The organism is Demequina subtropica (assembly GCF_000971235.1).
In the GTDB taxonomy this organism is placed as follows: domain Bacteria; phylum Actinomycetota; class Actinomycetes; order Actinomycetales; family Demequinaceae; genus Demequina; species Demequina subtropica.
Genome location: NZ_BBMB01000002.1, coordinates 197,258 through 216,033 on the forward strand (window position 1 = coordinate 197,258; position 18,776 = coordinate 216,033).

The 18,776-nt window shown below is 72.0% G+C and carries 17 protein-coding genes; 9 read left to right on the top strand and 8 right to left on the bottom strand.

Going from position 1 to position 18,776, the window contains the following annotated elements; genetic code table 11:
• The first annotated feature begins 39 nt into the window (after positions 1–39).
• The 8 genes from AOM06_RS02235 (at position 40) to deoC (ending at position 8,623) form a co-directional block, all read left to right on the top strand.
• A complete protein-coding gene (locus AOM06_RS02235) occupies positions 40–1,554 on the top strand; it encodes an ABC transporter ATP-binding protein (protein WP_062302052.1) in 1,515 nt (504 codons plus the stop codon).
• The gene (locus AOM06_RS02240; RefSeq protein WP_062302055.1) at positions 1,551–2,777 is read left to right on the top strand and encodes an ABC transporter permease; all 1,227 of its coding nucleotides are present in this window, start codon (positions 1,551–1,553) and stop codon (positions 2,775–2,777) included. Before AOM06_RS02235 ends, AOM06_RS02240 begins: the two co-directional genes overlap by 4 nt.
• Positions 2,774–4,063 (top strand): ABC transporter permease, encoded by a 1,290-nt coding sequence (locus AOM06_RS02245; protein WP_062302058.1) that lies wholly within the window; start codon positions 2,774–2,776, stop codon positions 4,061–4,063. The genes AOM06_RS02240 and AOM06_RS02245 overlap by 4 nt, the downstream gene beginning before the upstream one ends.
• 4 nt (positions 4,064–4,067) lie before the next feature.
• Entirely contained in the window at positions 4,068–4,463 is a 396-nt protein-coding gene (locus tag AOM06_RS02250; protein WP_062302062.1) for a cytidine deaminase, read from the top strand.
• Positions 4,464–5,777: a thymidine phosphorylase gene (locus AOM06_RS02255; RefSeq protein ID WP_062302065.1), complete on the top strand. Its 1,314-nt coding sequence runs from the start codon at positions 4,464–4,466 to the stop codon at positions 5,775–5,777.
• A complete protein-coding gene (locus tag AOM06_RS02260; protein ID WP_062302068.1) occupies positions 5,777–6,751 on the top strand; it encodes a hypothetical protein in 975 nt (324 codons plus the stop codon). Before AOM06_RS02255 ends, AOM06_RS02260 begins: the two co-directional genes overlap by 1 nt.
• Positions 6,752–6,800: 49 nt before the next feature.
• Complete coding sequence (locus tag AOM06_RS02265) at positions 6,801–7,871, top strand: adenosine deaminase (protein ID WP_062302071.1); 1,071 nt, start codon at positions 6,801–6,803, stop codon at positions 7,869–7,871.
• An 80-nt stretch (positions 7,872–7,951) separates the two neighbouring features.
• Positions 7,952–8,623, top strand: coding sequence for a deoxyribose-phosphate aldolase (deoC, locus tag AOM06_RS02270; protein ID WP_062302074.1), 672 nt, complete (start codon positions 7,952–7,954; stop codon positions 8,621–8,623).
• Positions 8,624–8,863: 240 nt separating this feature from the next.
• On the opposite strand, the gene AOM06_RS02275 is transcribed toward deoC, so the two are convergent.
• Positions 8,864–10,570: a phospho-sugar mutase gene (locus AOM06_RS02275; protein ID WP_062302078.1), complete on the bottom strand. Its 1,707-nt coding sequence runs from the start codon at positions 10,568–10,570 to the stop codon at positions 8,864–8,866.
• The gene (locus AOM06_RS02280) at positions 10,570–11,367 is read right to left on the bottom strand and encodes a purine-nucleoside phosphorylase (protein WP_062302081.1); all 798 of its coding nucleotides are present in this window, start codon (positions 11,365–11,367) and stop codon (positions 10,570–10,572) included. The genes AOM06_RS02275 and AOM06_RS02280 overlap by 1 nt, the downstream gene beginning before the upstream one ends.
• 94 nt (positions 11,368–11,461) lie before the next feature.
• On the opposite strand from AOM06_RS02280, the gene AOM06_RS02285 reads away from it, so the two are divergent.
• The gene (locus tag AOM06_RS02285) at positions 11,462–12,847 is read left to right on the top strand and encodes an NAD(P)H-quinone dehydrogenase (RefSeq protein WP_062302084.1); all 1,386 of its coding nucleotides are present in this window, start codon (positions 11,462–11,464) and stop codon (positions 12,845–12,847) included.
• Between the two features lie 5 nt (positions 12,848–12,852).
• Here the strand turns inward: AOM06_RS02285 and AOM06_RS02290 are convergent, their stop codons facing one another.
• The 6 genes from AOM06_RS02290 to efeU form a co-directional block, all read right to left on the bottom strand.
• On the bottom strand, positions 12,853–13,539 hold the full coding sequence (locus AOM06_RS02290) for a S8 family serine peptidase (protein ID WP_062302087.1): 687 nt from the start codon (positions 13,537–13,539) through the stop codon (positions 12,853–12,855).
• Positions 13,536–14,099, bottom strand: coding sequence for a hypothetical protein (locus AOM06_RS02295; protein WP_062302091.1), 564 nt, complete (start codon positions 14,097–14,099; stop codon positions 13,536–13,538). The genes AOM06_RS02290 and AOM06_RS02295 overlap by 4 nt, the downstream gene beginning before the upstream one ends.
• A 35-nt stretch (positions 14,100–14,134) precedes the next feature.
• Positions 14,135–15,001 carry a hypothetical protein gene (locus tag AOM06_RS02300; RefSeq protein ID WP_062302093.1) on the bottom strand — a complete coding sequence of 289 codons (867 nt, stop codon included), beginning with the start codon at positions 14,999–15,001 and terminating at the stop codon, positions 14,135–14,137.
• A 227-nt stretch (positions 15,002–15,228) separates the two neighbouring features.
• A complete protein-coding gene (gene efeB / locus AOM06_RS02305) occupies positions 15,229–16,581 on the bottom strand; it encodes an iron uptake transporter deferrochelatase/peroxidase subunit (protein WP_062302097.1) in 1,353 nt (450 codons plus the stop codon).
• A 10-nt stretch (positions 16,582–16,591) separates the two neighbouring features.
• Positions 16,592–17,755 carry an iron uptake system protein EfeO gene (gene efeO, locus AOM06_RS02310; RefSeq protein ID WP_062302100.1) on the bottom strand — a complete coding sequence of 388 codons (1,164 nt, stop codon included), beginning with the start codon at positions 17,753–17,755 and terminating at the stop codon, positions 16,592–16,594.
• Between the two features lie 47 nt (positions 17,756–17,802).
• On the bottom strand, positions 17,803–18,666 hold the full coding sequence (gene efeU, locus AOM06_RS02315) for an iron uptake transporter permease EfeU (RefSeq protein ID WP_062302103.1): 864 nt from the start codon (positions 18,664–18,666) through the stop codon (positions 17,803–17,805).
• Between the last annotated feature and the right edge of the window lie 110 nt (positions 18,667–18,776).

Here is an 18,776-nt window from a genome sequence, read left to right on the forward strand (position 1 = left end):
GGCTCGGTGAGGTCCGGGCAAAGACGTGGGAGGACCCCAGTGAAACTCGAGCTTCGCGGCATCACCAAGCGCTTCGGAGACTTCACCGCGAACGATCGCATCGACCTGCTGGTCGAGCCCGGCACCGTGCACGCGCTGCTCGGTGAGAACGGCGCCGGCAAGTCGACGCTCATGAACGTGCTGTTCGGCCTCTACGACGCCGACGAGGGCGAGGTGCTGCTCGACGATGCGCCGGTCGCCTTCGCCGGCCCCGGCGACGCCATGGCGGCGGGCATCGGCATGGTGCACCAGCACTTCATGCTGGTCCACCCGTTCACCGTCGCGGAGAACGTCATGCTCGGGCACGAGGACGTGCGCGGTCCCGCGAAGCTGCTCGACCTCGACGCCGCCCGTGCCAAGGTCCGCGAGATCTCGGACCGCTTCAACTTCAACGTCGACCCGGACGCGGTCGTCGAGGACCTCCCGGTCGGCGCCCAGCAGCGCGTCGAGATCATCAAGGCGCTCTCGCGCGACGCGTCGATCCTCATCCTCGACGAGCCCACCGCCGTGCTCACGCCGCAGGAGACCGACGAGCTCCTGGGCATCGTCAAGGACCTCAGCGACGCGGGCACCTCGGTGGTGCTCATCACCCACAAGCTCCGCGAGGTCCAGGCCGTCGCGGACACCATCACCGTGATCCGCCGCGGCAAGGTGGTCGGCAGCGCCGAGCCCACCGCGTCGCAGGAGGAGCTCGCCTCGCTCATGGTGGGGCGCGCGGTGTCCATGCGCGTCGACAAGGCGCCGGCGCAGCCCGGCGAGACGATGCTCACGGTCGAGGGCCTCACGGTGGTCGACGAGGCCGAGGTGGTCCAGCTCGACGGCGTCTCGTTCGAGGTCAAGGCCGGGGAGATCCTCGCGATCGCGGGCGTCCAGGGCAACGGCCAGACCGAGCTCGCCGAGGCGCTGATCGGCGTGGTCACGGCCGATGCCGGGCAGGCGGTGCTCGACGGTGACGTCATCACGGGGAAGTCCATCAAGGAGGTGCTGCACAGCGGCATCGGCTTCGTCCCCGAGGACCGCACCGAGGACGGCATCGTCGCCACCATGACGATCGCGAACAACCTGATCCTCGACGTGCACGACAAGCAGCCGTACGCGAAGGGGCTCGCGCTCCAGCCCAAGGTGATCGCCGACGAGGCCCGCAAGCACGTGGAGCAGTTCGACGTGCGCGCCACCTCGATCGAGCAGACCGCGGGTTCGCTCTCGGGCGGCAACCAGCAGAAGGTGGTGCTCGCGCGCGAGCTCTCCCGTCCGCTCAAGCTGCTCATCGCCTCGAACCCGACGCGAGGCCTCGACGTGGGCTCGATCGAGTTCGTCCACAAGCGCATCGTCGCCGAGCGCGACGCCGGCGCGGCGGTCATCATCGTGAGCGCCGAGCTCGACGAGGTCGTCGCGCTCGCCGACAGGATCGCCGTCATGTACCACGGGAGGATCGTCGGCATCGTGCCGCCCGAGACCGACCGCGACACGCTGGGCCTCATGATGGCCGGCGCGCACCAGGAGGAGGTCGCGTGAGCGAGCAGGGCCAGACCACCGAGGCGGCACCGGAGGAGGAGGCGCCCCAGGAGAGCCGCTCGCGGCAGGTCCTGAGGGAGATCGCCGAGAGCTCGAGCATGGTCGTCTTCATGGCGATCGTGGCGTCGATGCTCATCGGCGGCCTGCTCATCATCTTCGCGGACGAGGCGGTGCGCGAGTCCGCGGTGTACTTCTTCTCGCGGCCGTCGGACACGTTCTCCGCGATCGGCGACGCGCTCGGCTCGGCGTACTCCGCGATGTTCAACGGCGCGGTGCTCAACCTCCAGGCCGAGTCCTTCGCGGCCACCATCAAGCCGTTCACCCAGACGCTCACCATGGCGACGCCGCTGATCTTCGCGGGCCTGGGCCTCGGGCTCGGCTTCCGCGCGGGGCTGTTCAACATCGGTGCGCAGGGCCAGCTCCTCATGGGCGCGACGGTCGGCGCGTACATCGGATTCGCGTGGGACCTCCCGGCGGGCCTCCACCTGCTGCTCGCGGTGCTCGGCTGCGCGCTCGGCGGCGCGCTGTGGGGCTTCATCCCCGGCGTGCTCAAGGCCAAGCGCGGCGCGCACGAGGTGATCGTGACGATCATGCTCAACTACGTCGCGCTCTACCTGGTCGCGTGGCTCCTGTCGCTCGAGGCCTTCCAGCGTGAGGGCAGCGACAACCCGATCTCGCCCGTCGTCGCCGAGACCGCGCAGTACCCGAAGATCCTGGGCGTGCAGTTCAACCTCCACCTCGGGTTCGTGGTCGCGCTGCTGTGCGCCGTGGGCGTGTGGTGGCTCATGGAGCGCTCGACGCTCGGCTTCCGCCTGCGCGCCGTGGGCGCGAACCCCAGCGCCGCGCGCACCGCGGGCATGAGCATCGGCGCCGCGACCATCATCACGATGGTGATCGCGGGCGCGCTCGCCGGCCTTGCCGGCTCCGCGCCGGTGCTCGGCACCCAGAAGTTCCTCACCGACTCCGTCGCCGGGTCGCTCGGCTTCGACGCCATCACGGTCGCGCTGCTCGGCCGCTCGCGACCGCTCGGCATCGTGCTCGCCGCGATCCTGTTCGGCGGCCTCCAGGCCTCCGGCCCGTCGCTCCAGGTCAACGCGGGCCTGCCGGTGGACATCGTGGTCGTCATCCAGGCGCTCATCGTGCTGTTCATCGCCGCGCCCCCGCTGGTGCGCGCCATGTTCCGACTGCCCGCTCCCGCTCACGAGAAGGAGGTGGCGGCATGACCGCGACCGTCGCCGACGCCCCCGCCGCACCGGCCCCGAGCACCGTGATCCCGCCCAAGAAGTTCGGGCCGTCGATCGCGCTGGGCGTGATCGCGCTCCTCTCGCTGGTGATCTTCGGGATCGGCACTCCCTCGGGCGCGTCGACCACCTTCGTCGTGGCGCGCGGCACCGACTTCGTCCACCTGCCCGCCTACACCGCGCCCTCGCGCCTCGCGGCGGTCCTGCTGTCGCTCGTGGGTCTCGGGCTGGCCGGTTGGGCCGCGTACCGCGCGAACCAGCACCGCAAGGTGGGGATCTGGCTGCCCGTGGTCTACGGCATGGCGATCATGGGCGCGCTGCTCACGTGGGCCGGCGCCGGTCGCGACGCGACCAGCATCCAGATCACGGGGCTGCTGACGTCGTCGCTGTTCCTCGCGGTGCCGCTCGTCTTCGGCGCCCTCGCGGGCACCCTGTGCGAGCGCTCCGGCATCATCAACATCGCGATCGAGGGACAGCTGCTTGCCGGCGCGTTCCTCGCGGCGCTCGTGGCGTCGATGGTCGGCAACGCCTATGTGGGCCTCATCGCCGCGCCCGTCGCGGGCGCGCTCGTGGGTCTGCTGCTCGCGATCTTCGCGACCAAGTACTGGGTCAACCAGATCGTCGTGGGCGTGGTGCTCAACATGCTGGTCGTGGGCCTCACCAGCTTCTTCTTCTCGACGGTGATGACGGAGAACGGCGACCTCAACCAGGCGCTCGGCATGGCGAAGCTGCCCATCCCGCTGCTGTCCTCCATCCCCATCCTCGGCCCGGTGCTGTTCAACCAGAACCTGCTGGTCTACATCCTGTACGTGACCGTCGCGGTGCTGCAGGTGATGCTGTTCAAGTCGCGCTGGGGACTGCGCGTCCGCGCCGTCGGCGAGCACCCCAAGGCGGCCGACACCGTCGGCATCAACGTCAACCGCACGCGTGTGCGGAACACCGTGCTGGGCGGCGCGATCGCCGGCCTGGGCGGCGCGTTCTTCACGGTCGCGTCGGGGCTGGCGTTCGGCAAGGAGATGACGTCGGGCAAGGGCTATATCGCCCTCGCCGCGATGATCCTGGGTCGCTGGAGCCCCCGCGGCGCGCTGGCCGCGGCGCTCCTGTTCGGCTTCGCGGACGCGCTGCGCGCGCAGCTCGGCGCGATCGGCTCGCCCATCCCGTCGCAGTTCCTGGCGATGTTCCCCTACATCGCGACCATCTTCGCCGTCGCCGGCCTGGTCGGGCACGCACGTCCGCCGGCCGCCGAGGGCATCCCGTACAAGAAGTAGGACCATGGACGTCGACTGGGAGATGCTCCGCGCGCGTGCCAGGCAGGCGAGCGAGCGGGCGTACGTGCCGTACTCCAAGTACCGCGTGGGCGCCGCGGCCCTGACCGACACCGGTGAGGTGGTCACCGGCGCGAACGTCGAGAACGCGAGCTACGGCCTGACCCTGTGCGCCGAGTGCGCGCTGGTGTCGAAGCTCCACACCGACGGGCTCGGGAGCCGCCTGGTGGCGTTCGCGTGCGTCGACGCGGCGGGTGCGCCGCTGCAGCCGTGCGGCCGGTGCCGCCAGCTGCTGTACGAGTTCGGGGGACCGGGGCTGCTCATCGACGGCCCCGACCGCACCCTGACCCTGGACGATCTTCTTCCGTGGGCCTTCGGGCCCCAGCACCTCGAGGAGGGCTGAATGGCCGAGCGCCACGACGCCGTCGACGTCATCCGCGTCAAGCGGGACGGCGGCACCCTGTCCGACGACCAGATCGACTGGGTGGTCGACGCCTACACGCGCGGCGTGGTCGCCGACGAGCAGATGAGCTCGCTCGCGATGGCGATCCTCCAGCGCGGCATGTCGCGCGCGGAGATCGCGCGCTGGACCGCGGCGATGATCGCGACCGGCGAGCGGCTCGACTTCTCGGGCCTGTCGCGTCCCACGGCCGACAAGCACTCGACCGGTGGCGTGGGCGACAAGATCACGCTCCCGCTCGCGCCGCTGGTCGCCGCGTGCGGCGTCGCGGTGCCGCAGCTGTCCGGGCGCGGGCTGGGCCACACGGGCGGCACGCTCGACAAGCTCGAGTCCATCCCGGGGTGGCGCGCCGACGTCTCCAACGAGGAGATGCTGCGCCAGCTCGAGGACGTGGGCGCGGTCATCTGCGCGGCCGGCTCGGGCCTCGCGCCCGCCGACAAGAAGCTCTACGCCCTGCGCGACGTCACCGGGACGGTCGAGGCGATCCCGCTCATCGCATCGTCCATCATGTCGAAGAAGATCGCGGAGGGCACCGGGGTGCTGGTGCTCGACGTCAAGGTCGGCACCGGCGCGTTCATGAAGGACATCGACCAGGCGCGCGAGCTCGCGCGGACGATGGTCGACCTGGGCACCGACGCGGGCGTCGTGACGTCCGCGCTGCTCACCGACATGTCGACCCCGCTGGGCCGCGGCATCGGTAACGGCCTCGAGGTGACGGAGTCGCTCGAGGTGCTCTCCGGCGGCGGGCCGTCCGATGTGGTCGAGCTCACGGTCGCCCTCGCGCGCGAGATGCTCGCCGGCGCGGGGATCACCGATGTCGACCCCGCGGAGGCGCTGCGCGACGGCCGTGCCATGGACTCGTGGCGGCGCATGATCGCCGCGCAGGGCGGCGACGTGGACGCGGTCATGCCGGACGCGCCGCACGTCGAGGAGGTCCGCGCGGACCGCGACGGGGTCATCACGCGCATGGACGCGCTCGGCGTGGGCGTCGCGGCGTGGCGCCTGGGCGCCGGCCGCGCGCGCAAGGAGGACCCGGTCCAGGTCTCCTCGGGCGTGTACCTGCACAAGGTCGTGGGTGACGAGGTCAAGGCGGGCGACGTCATCATGACGCTGCACACCGAGACCGAGGACCGCATGCCGCGCGGCATCGCGGCGCTGGCCGAGGCCTGCGGCGGCGCCGGGACGCTCGACATCACGCCCGGCGGCTCGGTCTCACGACAGATCATCCTCGACTCGGTGGGAGCGAAGACCGTCTGATGCCCTGGACGCTCACCTCCGCCGTGGCCCGCATCGCGGGCCTCGTCGGGGTGTCGGAGCGACGCCCCGCGGAGGAGCCGGTGACGAGCGAACCGCTGTTCGCGCGCGCCTTCCAGCGCGCGGTGGACCGCGCGTCCGCGGCCGACGCGAAGGCGCTGGGCGTCGCGCGGGACCAGATGGGGGACGATGCGCCCGTCCTGTTCCGCGCGGTCGCGTCCGGGGCGCCCGTGTCGGCGGTCGCGGCGCTCGCGGCCGCGTGGGAGACGCTCGACCCGGAGGCGCGCGAGGCCGTCGCGAACCCCGTGATGCGGCCGCAGAGCTATCTGCGCTGGGTCCATGTCGAGGCCCGGCAGGTCGACCAGACCACGTGCGGCGCCGCGACGATGGGCGCGATGCTCATGCAGGGGGACCCGCTCGTCGCCCTGTGGGTGGTGACCGGGCGCACGCTCGCGGACTACATCCCGCCCGAGGTCCTCGCCGTGATGGCCGAGGACGCCCCGGTGAGGGGCCTCGACGAGCGCTGGCATGCGCTGCAGCGGGCCCTCCACGCACAGACCACGACGTCCGCGATCGGTCCCGTCGCGTGGCCGCGGTCGCTGGGCACCCCGCCGTGGAAGGTGGACGACAACACGCGCTTCGCCGGGCTCCGCTTCCGCGGAGCGATCGTCGACGACTCGTCCCCGGAGGCGCTCGCGCCGGTGCTCGCCCACGCGCGCCGTGCGCTCGCCGACGGCATCCCGGTGCCGTTGTACGCCTCCGGCGACTCGTCGTTGGGCCTCGACTCCGTGATCCCGCGGCATGTGGTCCTGCTCGTCGGCGACACGGGCGACGGCTTCCTGATCTACGAGCCGGGCACCGCGCGCATCCTGCCGCTCGCCGACGCGGACATGCGTCCCGGCGCCGGCAGGCAGGCGGCGCTCGGGAACTGGTCGCGCGCGTCGTGGGTGGTGCTGCCGGTGCCGCGTCGCGCGTGAGCGCCCGCTCGTCATGCCGCTGCGGGCACGCCACGGCTAGCCTGGGCGCATGACCCTCACCGCTGACGAGATCCTCGCCCTGCCCAAGGTCGTGCTCCACGATCACCTCGACGGCGGCCTGCGCCCGTCGACCCTCATCGAGCTCGCCGCGGAGATCGGCCACGAGCTCCCGTCGACCGACCCTGAGGAGCTCGCGAGCCTGTTCAAGGAGAACGCGGGCTCGGGCGATCTGGTGCGCTACCTCGAGGCGTTCGCCCACACCATCGCCGTGATGCAGACGGCCCCCAACCTTCGCCGCGTGGCGAAGGAGGCGGTCCTCGACCTCGCCGCCGACGGCGTGATCTACGCCGAGCTGCGCTACGCACCCGAGCAGCACGTGTCCGGCGGGCTGTCCCTCCAGGAGGTCGTCGAGGCCGTTCAGGAGGGTATCGAGGAGGGTGTCTCCGAGGCGCTCGAGGCGGGCTTCGCGATCCGCGCCGCCGCGATCCTCGACGCGATGCGCCACCTCGACCGCTCGGTCGAGATCGCCGAGCTCGCGCTCGCGAACCGTGGTCGCTGCTGCGTGGCCTTCGACATCGCCGGCCCCGAGCTGGGATTCCCGGCGTCGCGCCACCGCGCGGCGTTCCAGCTGCTGCGGGAGCACCACATGCCCGTCACCATCCACGCGGGCGAGGCGGACGGCGCGGACTCGGTCGGTGAGGCGCTGGGCCTGGGGTCCGCTCGCCGCATCGGCCACGGCGTCAGGATCCATGAGGACATCGAGGGCTTCGGCGGCGAGGAGCTGGTGCTGGGCGTGATCGCGCAGCACGCGCTCGACCTGCAGATCCCGCTCGAGATGTGCCCGACCTCGAACGTGCAGACGGCCGCCGCATCGTCCATCGAGGACCACCCCATGCACGAGCTGCGCAACCTCGGCTTCGCCGTCACCGTCAACACCGACAACCGCCTGGTCTCGGGCGTCTCCATGTCCTCCGAGTTCGCCGCGCTCGTCGAGGCGGGCTGGGACAAGGAGGACCTGTTCGAGGCGACGCTCGCCGCCGCCTGGGGCGCGTTCCTGCCGTACGACGAGAAGGCGGACCTGGCGGAGCTCGTGATCGAGGGCTACGGCATCGAGCTGTGACGCGGCGCGTCGGACGCTGTGCTCGACGCTCGTACGCCCTCGGACGGGTCGCAAACCCGCGCGCGGCCTAGGCTGGTGCCATGACTCTCACCCGCGCCGAGCTGGCCCAGTACGTCGACCACACGCTTCTCAAGCCCGAGTCCTCTCCGGCGGACGTCGAGGCGCTCATCGCGGAGGGGGCCTCGCTCGGGGTGTTCTCCGTGTGCGTCTCGCCGTCGATGCTCCCGGTGTCGACCCCGGACGGGCTGGCCGTCGCCACGGTGTGCGGCTTCCCTTCGGGCAAGCACCACTCGGCCGTCAAGGCGGCCGAGGCGGCTCTCAGCATCGAGCAGGGCGCCGACGAGGTCGACATGGTGATCGACGTCGCCGCCGCGCTCGCGGGCGACTTCGCCGCGGTCGAGGACGACATCGCGGCCGTGCGTGCCGCGGTCCCCGAGGGCAAGATCCTCAAGGTGATCATCGAGTCCGCGGCGCTGACCGACGAGGCGATCGTCGGCGCGTGCCTCGCGTCCGAGGCCGCGGGTGCGGACTTCGTGAAGACGTCGACCGGCTTCCATCCCGCGGGCGGCGCCTCGGTGCACGCCGTCGCGCTCATGGCGAAGACCGTGGGAGGACGCCTCGGGATCAAGGCCTCGGGCGGCATCCGCACGTGGGACGACGCGGTCGCGATGATCGAGGCCGGGGCCACCAGGCTCGGGCTGTCGGGGACGGCGGCCGTGCTCGACGGCGGCGAGGCGACCGGCTCGTACTGAGCGGCACTCCCCCCCCGCCCCCCGCCCTCCCGAAGTGGTAGGTGGGTGTCGGGTTCAGCAGATCGCTGCTCCGCAGCGGTCGACTGTTGTCGCTCAGCCGGCTGGCCGACCAGCCGGGCCGGCGGCGCCCCGTCTGCGTGCGATGCGACACTCAGCCACCACTGCGATACGGCAAGTTGCCGAAACCGACAAGGACCTACCACTTCCGCGGGGGTGGGGGTGGGGGCGGGGCGGACGCGCTCAGATCCCGAGCGCCGTCGTCACATCGGCCCGCAGCGCCTCCATCGTCTCCGCCGCCGCGGCCTTGGCGCCCGCGACATCGTCGCCCTCGACCGGCACCACGACCTCGAGGTAGGCCTTGACCTTCGGCTCGGTGCCGGAGGGCCGCACGATCACGCGCGCGCCCGACTCCGCCGCCAGGTGCAGGCCGGTGGTGCCCGGCAGCCCACGGAAACCCGCCGACATGTCATCGGTCGCGACGACGGGCGAGCCCGCGAGCGCCGCCGGGGGAGAGGCCATGAGGCGCGCCATGGTCGCCGGGATCTCGGCGAGGTCCGCGTAGCGCGCCGAGACCTGGGACGTCAGGTACACGCCGTACGCCCGCGCGAGGTCGTCGATCGCATCGGCGAGCGTGCGCCCCTCGGCGAGGAGGTCCGACACGAAGTCCGCCATGAGCAGCGCCGCCGAGATCCCGTCCTTGTCCCGCACGAGGTCGGGCGCGACGCAGTACCCCAGCGCCTCCTCGTAGCCGAAGACCATGCGCGGGGTGCGGCCGATCCACTTGAAGCCGGTCAGCGTGTTGGCGTGGCCCAGCCCATGCGCCTCGGCGATGGCGCCGAGCTGCTGCGAGGACACGATCGAGTTCGCGAGCACGTGCGAGCCCGCAGGTGTCCGCGAGGCGATGCGCTCGCCCAGCAGCGAGCCCACCACGTCGCCGTGGAGCATCGTCCACCGGCCGTCGACCTTGGTCGCGACCGCACAGCGGTCGGCGTCCGGGTCGTTGGCGATCACCAGGGTGGCGTCGACGCTCTCCGCGAGGGCGAGCGCGAGGTCGATCGCGCCCTTCTCCTCCGGGTTGGGGAAGTCGACGGTGGGGAAGTCGGGGTCGGGCTCGGCCTGCTCGACCACGGTGTGGACCTGGTCGAAGCCCGCGGCGCGCAGCACGCGCTCCATGGTGTCGCCGCCGACGCCGTGCAGCGGGGTGAGCACGATGCGCGTCGCCGCCCGGCGCCCCGCCACAGGATCGGCAGGCCCGACGAGCCCGACCACCCGGGCGACGTAGTCGTCGACCACGCCCTCGCCCAGCATCTGCCAGCCGTCGGCGGCCCGAGGCACCGACTCCACCGAGGGCACGGCGGCGATGCGCGCCGCGATCTCCGCGTCGTAGGGCGGCACGATCTGCGCGCCCTGACCCTCGTCGGTGACGATGCGTCCGCCCAGGTAGACCTTGTAGCCGTTGTCCTGAGGCGGGTTGTGCGAGGCGGTCACCATGACGCCGGCGTCCGCATCCAGCAGTCGCGTCGCGAAGGCGAGCACGGGCGTGGGGAGCGTGCGGGGCAGCAGCAGCGCCTCGTGGCCCGCGGCGGTCATGACGGCCGCCGTGTCGAGCGCGAAGTCGTGGCTGCCGTGGCGCGCGTCGTAGCCGATCACCACGCGGCCGGGACTGTCGACGCCCAGCTCCGCGAGCGCATCGGTCATGTAGCGCGCGAGCCCGGCGGCCGCGCGGATCACCACGGCGCGGTTCATGCGGTTCGGGCCGGCGCCGATGCGTCCGCGCAGGCCGGCGGTGCCGAACTCGAGGAAGCCGCGGAACCTGTCCTCGAGATCCGCGACGGCCTCGGCGCTGCCGCCGACGGCGGCCTCGAGCACGCCCGCGAGCTCCTCGCGGGTGACGGCGTCAGGGTCGTCCTCGATCCACGCCTCGGCCTTGGCGAGCAGGTCCTCCATCACATCTCCCTGACGATCGAGGCGAGCAGCGCGGAGATGCGCGGCCCGGCGGCGGCGCCCGCGTCGAGCACCTCTTGGTGGTCGAGGGTGTCGCCGCCGATGCCCGCGGCGAGGTTGGTGACGAGCGACAGGCCCAGCACCTCGAGCCCCGCCTCGCGTGCGGCGATGGCCTCGAGCACGGTCGACATGCCCACGAGGTTCGCGCCCAGGATCGCGGCCATGCGGACCTCGGCGGGCGTCTCGTACTGCGGGCCGGTGAACTGGGCGTAGATCCCGTCGGGGAGCTCCGGGTCGATGCTCCGGGCGAGGTCCCGCAGGCGGGGCGAGTACACCTGGCTCATGTCGACGAACGTCGCACCCTCGAGCGGGGTCTGGCCCGTGAGGTTGATGTGGTCCTCGAGCAGCACCACCGAGCCGGGGCCCACCTCGGGTCGCGTCGAGCCGCAGCCGTTGGTGAGTACCAGCTGCGTGCAGCCGGCCGCGGACGCCATGCGGATCGCGTGCGCGACCTTCCCGGCGTCGCGCACCTGGTAGTAGTGCTGTCGCGCGCCGAGCACCAGGACGTGCTTGCCCGTCGGGGCGACGAGCGAGCGGAACACGGGGTGGTGGCCGGGCACCACGTGCGCGTCGAAGCCGGGGATGTCGGTGGCGTCGATGCGTGCCACCTCCTCGCCGATGAGGTCGGCAGCGCCGCCCCATCCGGAGCCCAGGACCAGGGCGATGTCGTGCTTCTCGACGCCGGTGGCGGTGGCGAGCGTGGCGGCCGCCTCGGCGGCGAACTGGGTGGCAGAAGTCATGCGTCGAGCCTAGTCGCGTGGCGCCCCGGAGGCGGGGCGGACCGGGAACGATGCGGGTCCCAGCGCATCGTCCCGCGTGTGGTGAGATGGGGGCATGTCCTCACGCGTCGTCATCGTCGGCGGCGGTCCGGGCGGCTACGAGGCGGCCCTGGTGGCCGCCAAGGCCGGGGCTGATGTGACGCTCGTCGAGCGTCAGGGCCTCGGCGGCAACGCCGTCCTCACCGACGTCGTCCCCTCCAAGACCGTCATCGCCACAGCGGAGTGGCTCACCATCGCGCACCGAGCGCCGGAGCTCGGCATCCGTCGCAGCGACGGCGCCGACCTCGCATCGTCGCTCACGGTCGACATGGCCCAGGTCAACTCCCGCATCAAGGACCTGGTGCGAAAGCAGTCGAGCGACATCGCGGCACGGCTCGAGCACACCGGGGTGCGCGTCATCGAGGGTGCGGCACGGCTCGAGGGGCCGCACCGCGTCGCGGTCGACGACACGGCCCTCGAGGCGGACGCCGTCCTGCTGGCCGTCGGTGCCCGTCCGCGCATCGTCCCCGGGTGCGAGCCTGACGGCGAGCGCATCCTCACCTGGACGCAGCTCTACGACCTCACCGAGCTCCCCGAGCACCTGATCGTGGTGGGCTCCGGCGTCACGGGCGCCGAGTTCGCCGGCGCCTACCACCTGCTCGGCAGCCGCGTCACGCTGGTCGCCTCGGGCGACCGAGTCCTCTCGCGCGAGGACCCCGACGCGTCGGCGCACCTCACCGACGTCTTCCGTGAGCGCGGCATGACGCTCGTCGGCGGCCGCGCGGCCACCGTGGCGCGGGACGATGCGGGCGTCCGGGTCACGCTCGAGGACGGGACGGTGCTGGAGGGCAGCCATGCGCTCATGGCGGTCGGGTCCGTGCCCAACACCTCCGGCATGGGGCTCGAGGAGGCCGGGGTCGAGCTCGACGAGCGCGGGCTCATCCGCGTGGACCGGGTCTCCCGCACCACCGCGCGGGGCGTGTACGCGGCCGGCGACTGCACCGGCGTGCTGCCGCTCGCGAGCGTCGCGGCGACGCAGGGGCGCATCGCGATGGCGCACGCGCTCGGCGACGCTGTCACGCCGATCGACCTCCGCACGGTCGCGTCGAACGTGTTCACCGTGCCCGAGATCGCGTCCGTCGGGGCATCCGAGGCCGAGCTCAAGGAGCGCGGCCTGTTCTACGAGGTCTCGCGGCTTGATCTGGCGCGGAACCCGCGCGCGAAGATGCTGGGGATCGACGAGGGGTTCGTGAAGATCTTCGGCCACACGGTCACCGGGCAGGTGTTCGGCGCGGTGGTGGTGGGACCGCGGGCGAGCGAGCACATCTACCCGCTGTCGCTCGCGGTCGCCCAGCACCTCACGGTCGACGACGTCGCGGCGGCCTTCACCGTCTACCCGTCGCTGTCCGGCACCATCTCGGAGGCCGCGCGGCGCCTCCACCGCATCGAGGCCGAGGGGTAGGGGCGTCAGGCGCCTGCTGCATCGCGCATCGTCGCGACCATCTCGCGGGTGATGCGCGCGGCCGCGAAGGACGTGCCGGTGACCGTGCGGGGCGCGCCCTCCCGGTCGGCGCTGGCGACGTCCACGCCGATCGCGGTCGCGTCGATCCCGAGCGATGGCGACCCGTCCCACGGCCGGCCGCTCCCGTCGAACGCGCCGACCGCGACGACGGTCTCGTAGCGCGCGGGGTAGTCGGGCGCCAGGAAGCGCACGTTGCCGGCGGCGGCGACGATGGGCGTTCCGAGCGCATCGGCACGTTCCACCGCGGCCCCGAGCGCCGCGCTCCCGCGCCGGCAGCCCATGCTGATCGAGATGACATCGACGCCGGCGTCGAGGGCCGCCTCGATCCCCTCGGCGAGGTCGTCGGCGCTCGCGTCGGGACCGACGTCGAAGCTGGCGACGCGGACGTCTTCCGGCGGCAGCGGGGCATCGTCGTGCGCCGCGCCGAGCAGCACCGACAGCACGAGCGTGCCGTGCTCACCCGAGGGTGGGCCGCCTTCCTGCTCGATCGCGTAGCCGTCGAGCTGCGGGGCGTCGACGCTCACGCCCGTGTCGACGAGGCCGACCAGGGTCGGGCTCGGCGGTGCCGAGGTGCAGGAGGCGAGCAGCAGCGCCGCGGCGGTGGTGGCGAGTCCGCGGTGCAGCGTGCTCATGGCCAGTCGAGGGGGCGCGCCTCGAAGGACTCGAAGCCGAGCTCCTGGAAGGCACGCTCATAGAGCGTCCCCGTCGGCGTGGGAGAGCCAGGCTCCCGCGGCACCACGCCCGTGGCCGCCCACAGCAGCTCGCGAAGCCACTGGCCGCAGCCCCAGACGCGGAAGCCTCCGACGGTGTCGGGGTCGTCGGGCTTGCGCTCGAGGGCGACGATGATGCGCTCGAGGCACTCGAGCTCGTGAGCCAGCACGGTGTCCTCCACCATGTCGGGTCCGTACTCGAGAGGGTCGTAGTCGTCGAGCTCGGACTCTGCGGCGAACGCGAGCTCCTCTGCTCGTGCGCAGTCTCGCAGCAACACGCGATCGGTGAGCGTGTAGCACGCCACGATCAGCTCGGGGTCGACCCATTCGTCGCGCAGGCGTCCCGAGTGCTTGGCGAAGTCGAAGCGCAGGGCGCCTTTGGTCTCGAGCAACGCCGATGCCTCGGCCACCGTCGGTGCATAGGCGATGCCGTGCAGCGCCCGGTGCTCCGCTGCCGCAGCGCCGATCGTCTTCTCAATCATCTCTCCTCCTGATCGTGAACTGTCCCGGCCCGGCATCACGAAGGCAAGCCGTAGAAGGCGTGCATCTCAGGCGAGTGTCGGAACGGGTGGTAGTGCTCGAGATAGGTGGGCTTGTGCGGGAGGTGTCGGATCGGCTTCCGCGACGGGTTCAGCTTCTGGGCGAGGCTCCGCGCGAAGCCCCTCGACGTCGCCCATACGTCCCAGCCCTTCCGTCCCCGTGCGAGCGCCTGCGAGGTGGTGAGACACCTCCCGCTGATGTACACCTTGCCGTTCTTGCGCACGGCTGGGTAGTAGTAGCGACGCTGCGTGCTCGACCGCTGGGCGTTCTCCTCGAGGATCTTCGACACCGCCTTGGCCGTCTCGAGCGCCAGCACCCCCGAGATGACGATGGCGGCACCGACCGCCAGGTAGTACAGGGCCGTGCCGAGCGAGACCGCTGCGAACGCGATCGGGATCGCGAACGCGATCGACGGGCTCGCGGCAGCCGAGTCGTAGTGGAGCACCTCGCCCGTCTCGAGGTCCGTGAGGTCGAACACGGCTCGCTCCTCGGTCGACTCCTCGATCTCGACCGCGTAGACGTCCACGGCGGGGCTGCCGCCGTCACCGGTGTCGGACACCGTGAGCGTCCCGCGGCTCGACCCGGATGCCAGGTCGAGCCGCATCGTGAAGTCGCCGTCGCCTTCGGACTCGGCGACGATCTCGATGCCGTCGAGCCCGATCTCGACCGCCTCCGTCGCGAAGCCCTCATCGGCGAGGCCCTCCTCGACGATCTCCTCGCCGGACATGCCGGCGAACCGGTCGCGAGGCGTGGGCGCATGCGCCGCTGGACGGTGCCCGTGGCCATCGACGGCGGCCGCTGGCGCGAGCTCGCCGCCCCCTGCCACGAGCGCGATGAGCGCCACCAAGGCGCACGAAAGACGAGGTAGAAGCCACATGATCCCCCCTGGATGATCCGTTGCGGCGACGCTAACCCGGGGTGGTGGAGGGGCTCAACGGGGGTCGACGAACCTGTGGACAACGCCCGACAGTGCCAACGGATCTCGGCGCGACACGCCGCCGGACGGCACCTGTCGCGCCGCGACACGCCGCCGACCTGGGACTCGATCCGTTGGGAGTGTCGGAGGGGGGGCTAGGTGAAGAGCTCCTGGCCCACGTAGGCGCCCTCGGAACCGAGCACGGAGCCCGCGGGCAGTCCCGGCGGCACCGCGAACAGCGCGGAGCCGGTGGTGCGGAGGTACTCGATGGTCATGACGTCGGAGCTCGACAAGGCGTTCTGCACCGGTACGAACTGCTCGCGCGGGTCGCGCACGTACGCGAGGAAGAACAGGCCCGCGTCGAGGCGCCCCAAGGCGTCCGCGCCGTCGGTGAAGTTGTAGCCGCGACGCAGCATCATGGCGCCGCCGTTGGCCGACGGGTGCGCGAGGGCGACGTGCGACGTGGGCCGGATGAGCGGCTCGCCGTCGCGGCCGGTCACGGTGAAGTCGGGCTCCGTGAACTCGGAGCCGCCGGACAGGGGGGCGCCCGAGCCCTTGGTGCGGCCCACGTCCTGCTCCTGCTGCTGGAGCGAGGTGCGGTCCCAGATCTCGGCGAGGATGCGGATGCGCCGCGCGACCAGGTACGAGCCCCCGGCCATCCACGGCTGCCCGTCGGCCGCATCGGCCCACACCCACCGGTCGACCAGGTCGGTGTCCTCGGCCCGGAGGTTGGCGGTGCCGTCCTTGAAGCCCATGAAGTTGCGCGGCGTGTCCTGCGCGCGCGTGGTCGAGGATGTGCGGCCGAAGCCCAGCTGCGCCCAGCGGATCGCGGCGTCGCCGAACGCGAGGCGGGACAGGTTGCGGATCGCGTGGACCGCCACCTGGGGGTCGTCGGCGCAGGCCTGGATGCAGAGGTCGCCTCCCACGAACTGATCGTCGAGGGTGTCGCCGGAGAACTTGGGCAGGTCGATGAGCTGCTCGGGACGCTTCGAGGCGAGCCCGAAGCGCTCGTCGAACAGGCCGGGTCCGAAGCCGAACGTGATGGTGAGACCCGAGGCGGGCAGCCCGAGGGCCTCGCCCGTGTCGTCCGGCGGGGCCGCGTACGCGCCGCCGGCGGCGCCCGAGCCGAGCTCGGAGCCCGTCATGAGCCGCGCGGCCGCCTCCGACCAGCGCCGCAGCAGCGAGATCACGCGGGCGCGCGAGTCGGTGGTGATGTCGAAGGCCGCGAAGTGCAGCCGGTCCTGCTGCGGGGTCACGATGCCCGACTGGTGCGACCCAAAGAAGTCGTAGGCGCTCGTCTGCAGGGACGATGCGGTGGCGCGGCCCGCGGCGAAGCCGCCCGCGGTCAGCGCCGCGGCGCCGGCGACCGCGCCCGCTGTCCCGAGCGCCGCGCGACGCGAGAGGCCGGGCCGCGCCTGCGCATCGTCCTGGGACGATGCGGGGGACGCGGGAGCGCCCCCGCTCGCCTCGGTCGAGGCGGCGGGGGCGTCCGTGCGGTCCTGCGTCATGCGGTGAACCTTAGGCGATGGCCGCTGCGGTGAGGCGCGACAGCGGCTCGCCGAGCGCGTCGACGGCACGCGCGAGCTCGACGATCTGGTCCTCGGTCAGCTCGGTGTAGAGCACGAAGCCCTCCTCGATGCTGCCGTACTGCGCGAGCAGCTCGTTCAGCTCGGCGAAGCGCGAGTCGAGCTCCTCGACCAGGTCCGCGTCCGTCTCGGCGACGATGTCGCGCAGCACGCCGAACGCGACCGAGGCGCCGTCGACGTTGGCCTGGAAGTCCCACAGGTCGGTGTGCGACCAGATCTCCTCCTCGCCGGTGATCTTGCCGGCGGCGACCTCGTCGAGCAGCTCCTTCGCGCCGTTGCCCACCTGGAACGCGTCGATCGCGAAGTCCTCGGCGTTCACGCGCGACGCGAGCTCGGCGGTGTCCGCGGCGAGCTTCTCCGCGAGCTCCTGCTTCTCGGCGTCGGTGAGGTCGTACCCCTCGGCCGGCGGCCACAGGTTCTTCTCGATGCGGTGCCACCCGGTCCAGGACTCGCCCTCGGCGAGGTCCGCCTCGCGGGCGTCCATCATCGGGTCGAGGTCGCCGAAGGACTCGGCGACGGGCTCGATGCGCTCCCAGTGGACGCGGGCGTCGGCGTAGAGCGCGCGCGCCTCGTCGTCGTCGCCCGCGGTGTACGCCGCGAGGAACGCGTCGGTCTTGTCCTCGAGCGTCTGGATCTGGTCGCGCACGTAGAGCAGGTACTGGTCGCCGGCCGCCGCGAGGCGCTCGGCGTTGTCGCCCGAGAAGACGTCCTCGCCCGAGTCGGTGACGGTGAACGCGGCCTGGATGCCCTCGCCCGTCATGCCGGGCTTGCACTGCGTGATGTAGTCGCCCGCGGCCACCTGGACCACCAGCTGGCGCGTGATGCCGGGGCCCACGTTCTCGACCTCGGAGATGATGCGGAGGCCGTCCGAGGCGAGCAGGTAGAACTCGGTGACGTCGTCGCCCGAGTTCGTCACGTCGAACACGACGGTGCCGGAGGGCACCTCGGTCGAGGCGACGTTGCACTCGTCGGCGGTGGACTCGACCGCGATCGCCTCGTCATCGGCGGAGGCGTTCGGGACGCACGCGGTCAGCGCGAGCGCCGTGAGGACGGCGCCGGAGGCGGCAAGAGGGCGTGCGAGGGCAGGGCGGGGCATGGATGATCCTTCGTCGGGTCGGGGAAAGGGTGGAGCTGGGACGTCTGTCAGGCGCCGGCGGCCGCAAGGTCGCGGGACGATGCGCGGGCCGGCTGGGGGCGCGGCGGGCCGGAGCGGAACGCCATGCGCACGAACAGCCACATCACCGGCACCACGTAGGCGATCCACGCGACGGCCTCGAGGACCGTCGTCTGCGGCGAGATGTTGAAGATGCCCTTGAGCAGCGTGCCGTGCACCGATCCGGCGGGCACCGCGCCGGAGATGTCGAAGGCCAGGGTGTGCAGGCCCGGCAGGATGCCGGCCTCCTGGAGGTCGTGGACGCCGTAGGCGAGCACGCCGCCCGCGACGAGGACCAGGAACACCCCGGTCCACTGGAAGAACACGCGGAGGTTGAGCTTGACGGCGCCCCGGTACATGAGCACGCCCAGGCCGACCGCGGTCGCGATGCCGAGCGTCGCTCCGACGATGGGGACCCAGGTCGACCCCGCCGAGGTGATGCCGGCCCACAGGAACAGCGCGGTCTCGAGGCCCTCGCGGCCCACGGCGAGCAGGGCCATCGCGACGATGGCGCCCTTGCCCACCGCGATCGCGTTCTCGAGAGCACCCTCGAGGTGCCCCTTGAGGTGGCGCGCGTTGCGGCCCATCCAGAAGATCATCCACGTGATGAGGCCGACGGCGACGATGCTGAGCGCACCGCCGATCGCCTCCTGCGCCTCGAAGCTGAGACCCTGGGGGCCGAGCGTGAGGATCGCGCCGAGCCCGATCGAGACGCCCGCGGCGATCCCGACGCCGAACCACACCTGGCGCAGCAGCGCGCGACGGTCGGTGCGGACCAGGTACGCGACGAGGATGCTGACGACGAGCGCCGCCTCGAGGCCCTCGCGCAGGCCGATGAGGTAGTTGGCGAGCATGGACGCGCCTTCCGGTCGGGGACGGTAAGGCGGCCCTTACCCGTGCTGACGTGAGACTAAGGTCCCTGCGGCAGCAGTGTCAAATATACGGAACAGCGCAGTTGCGTAAA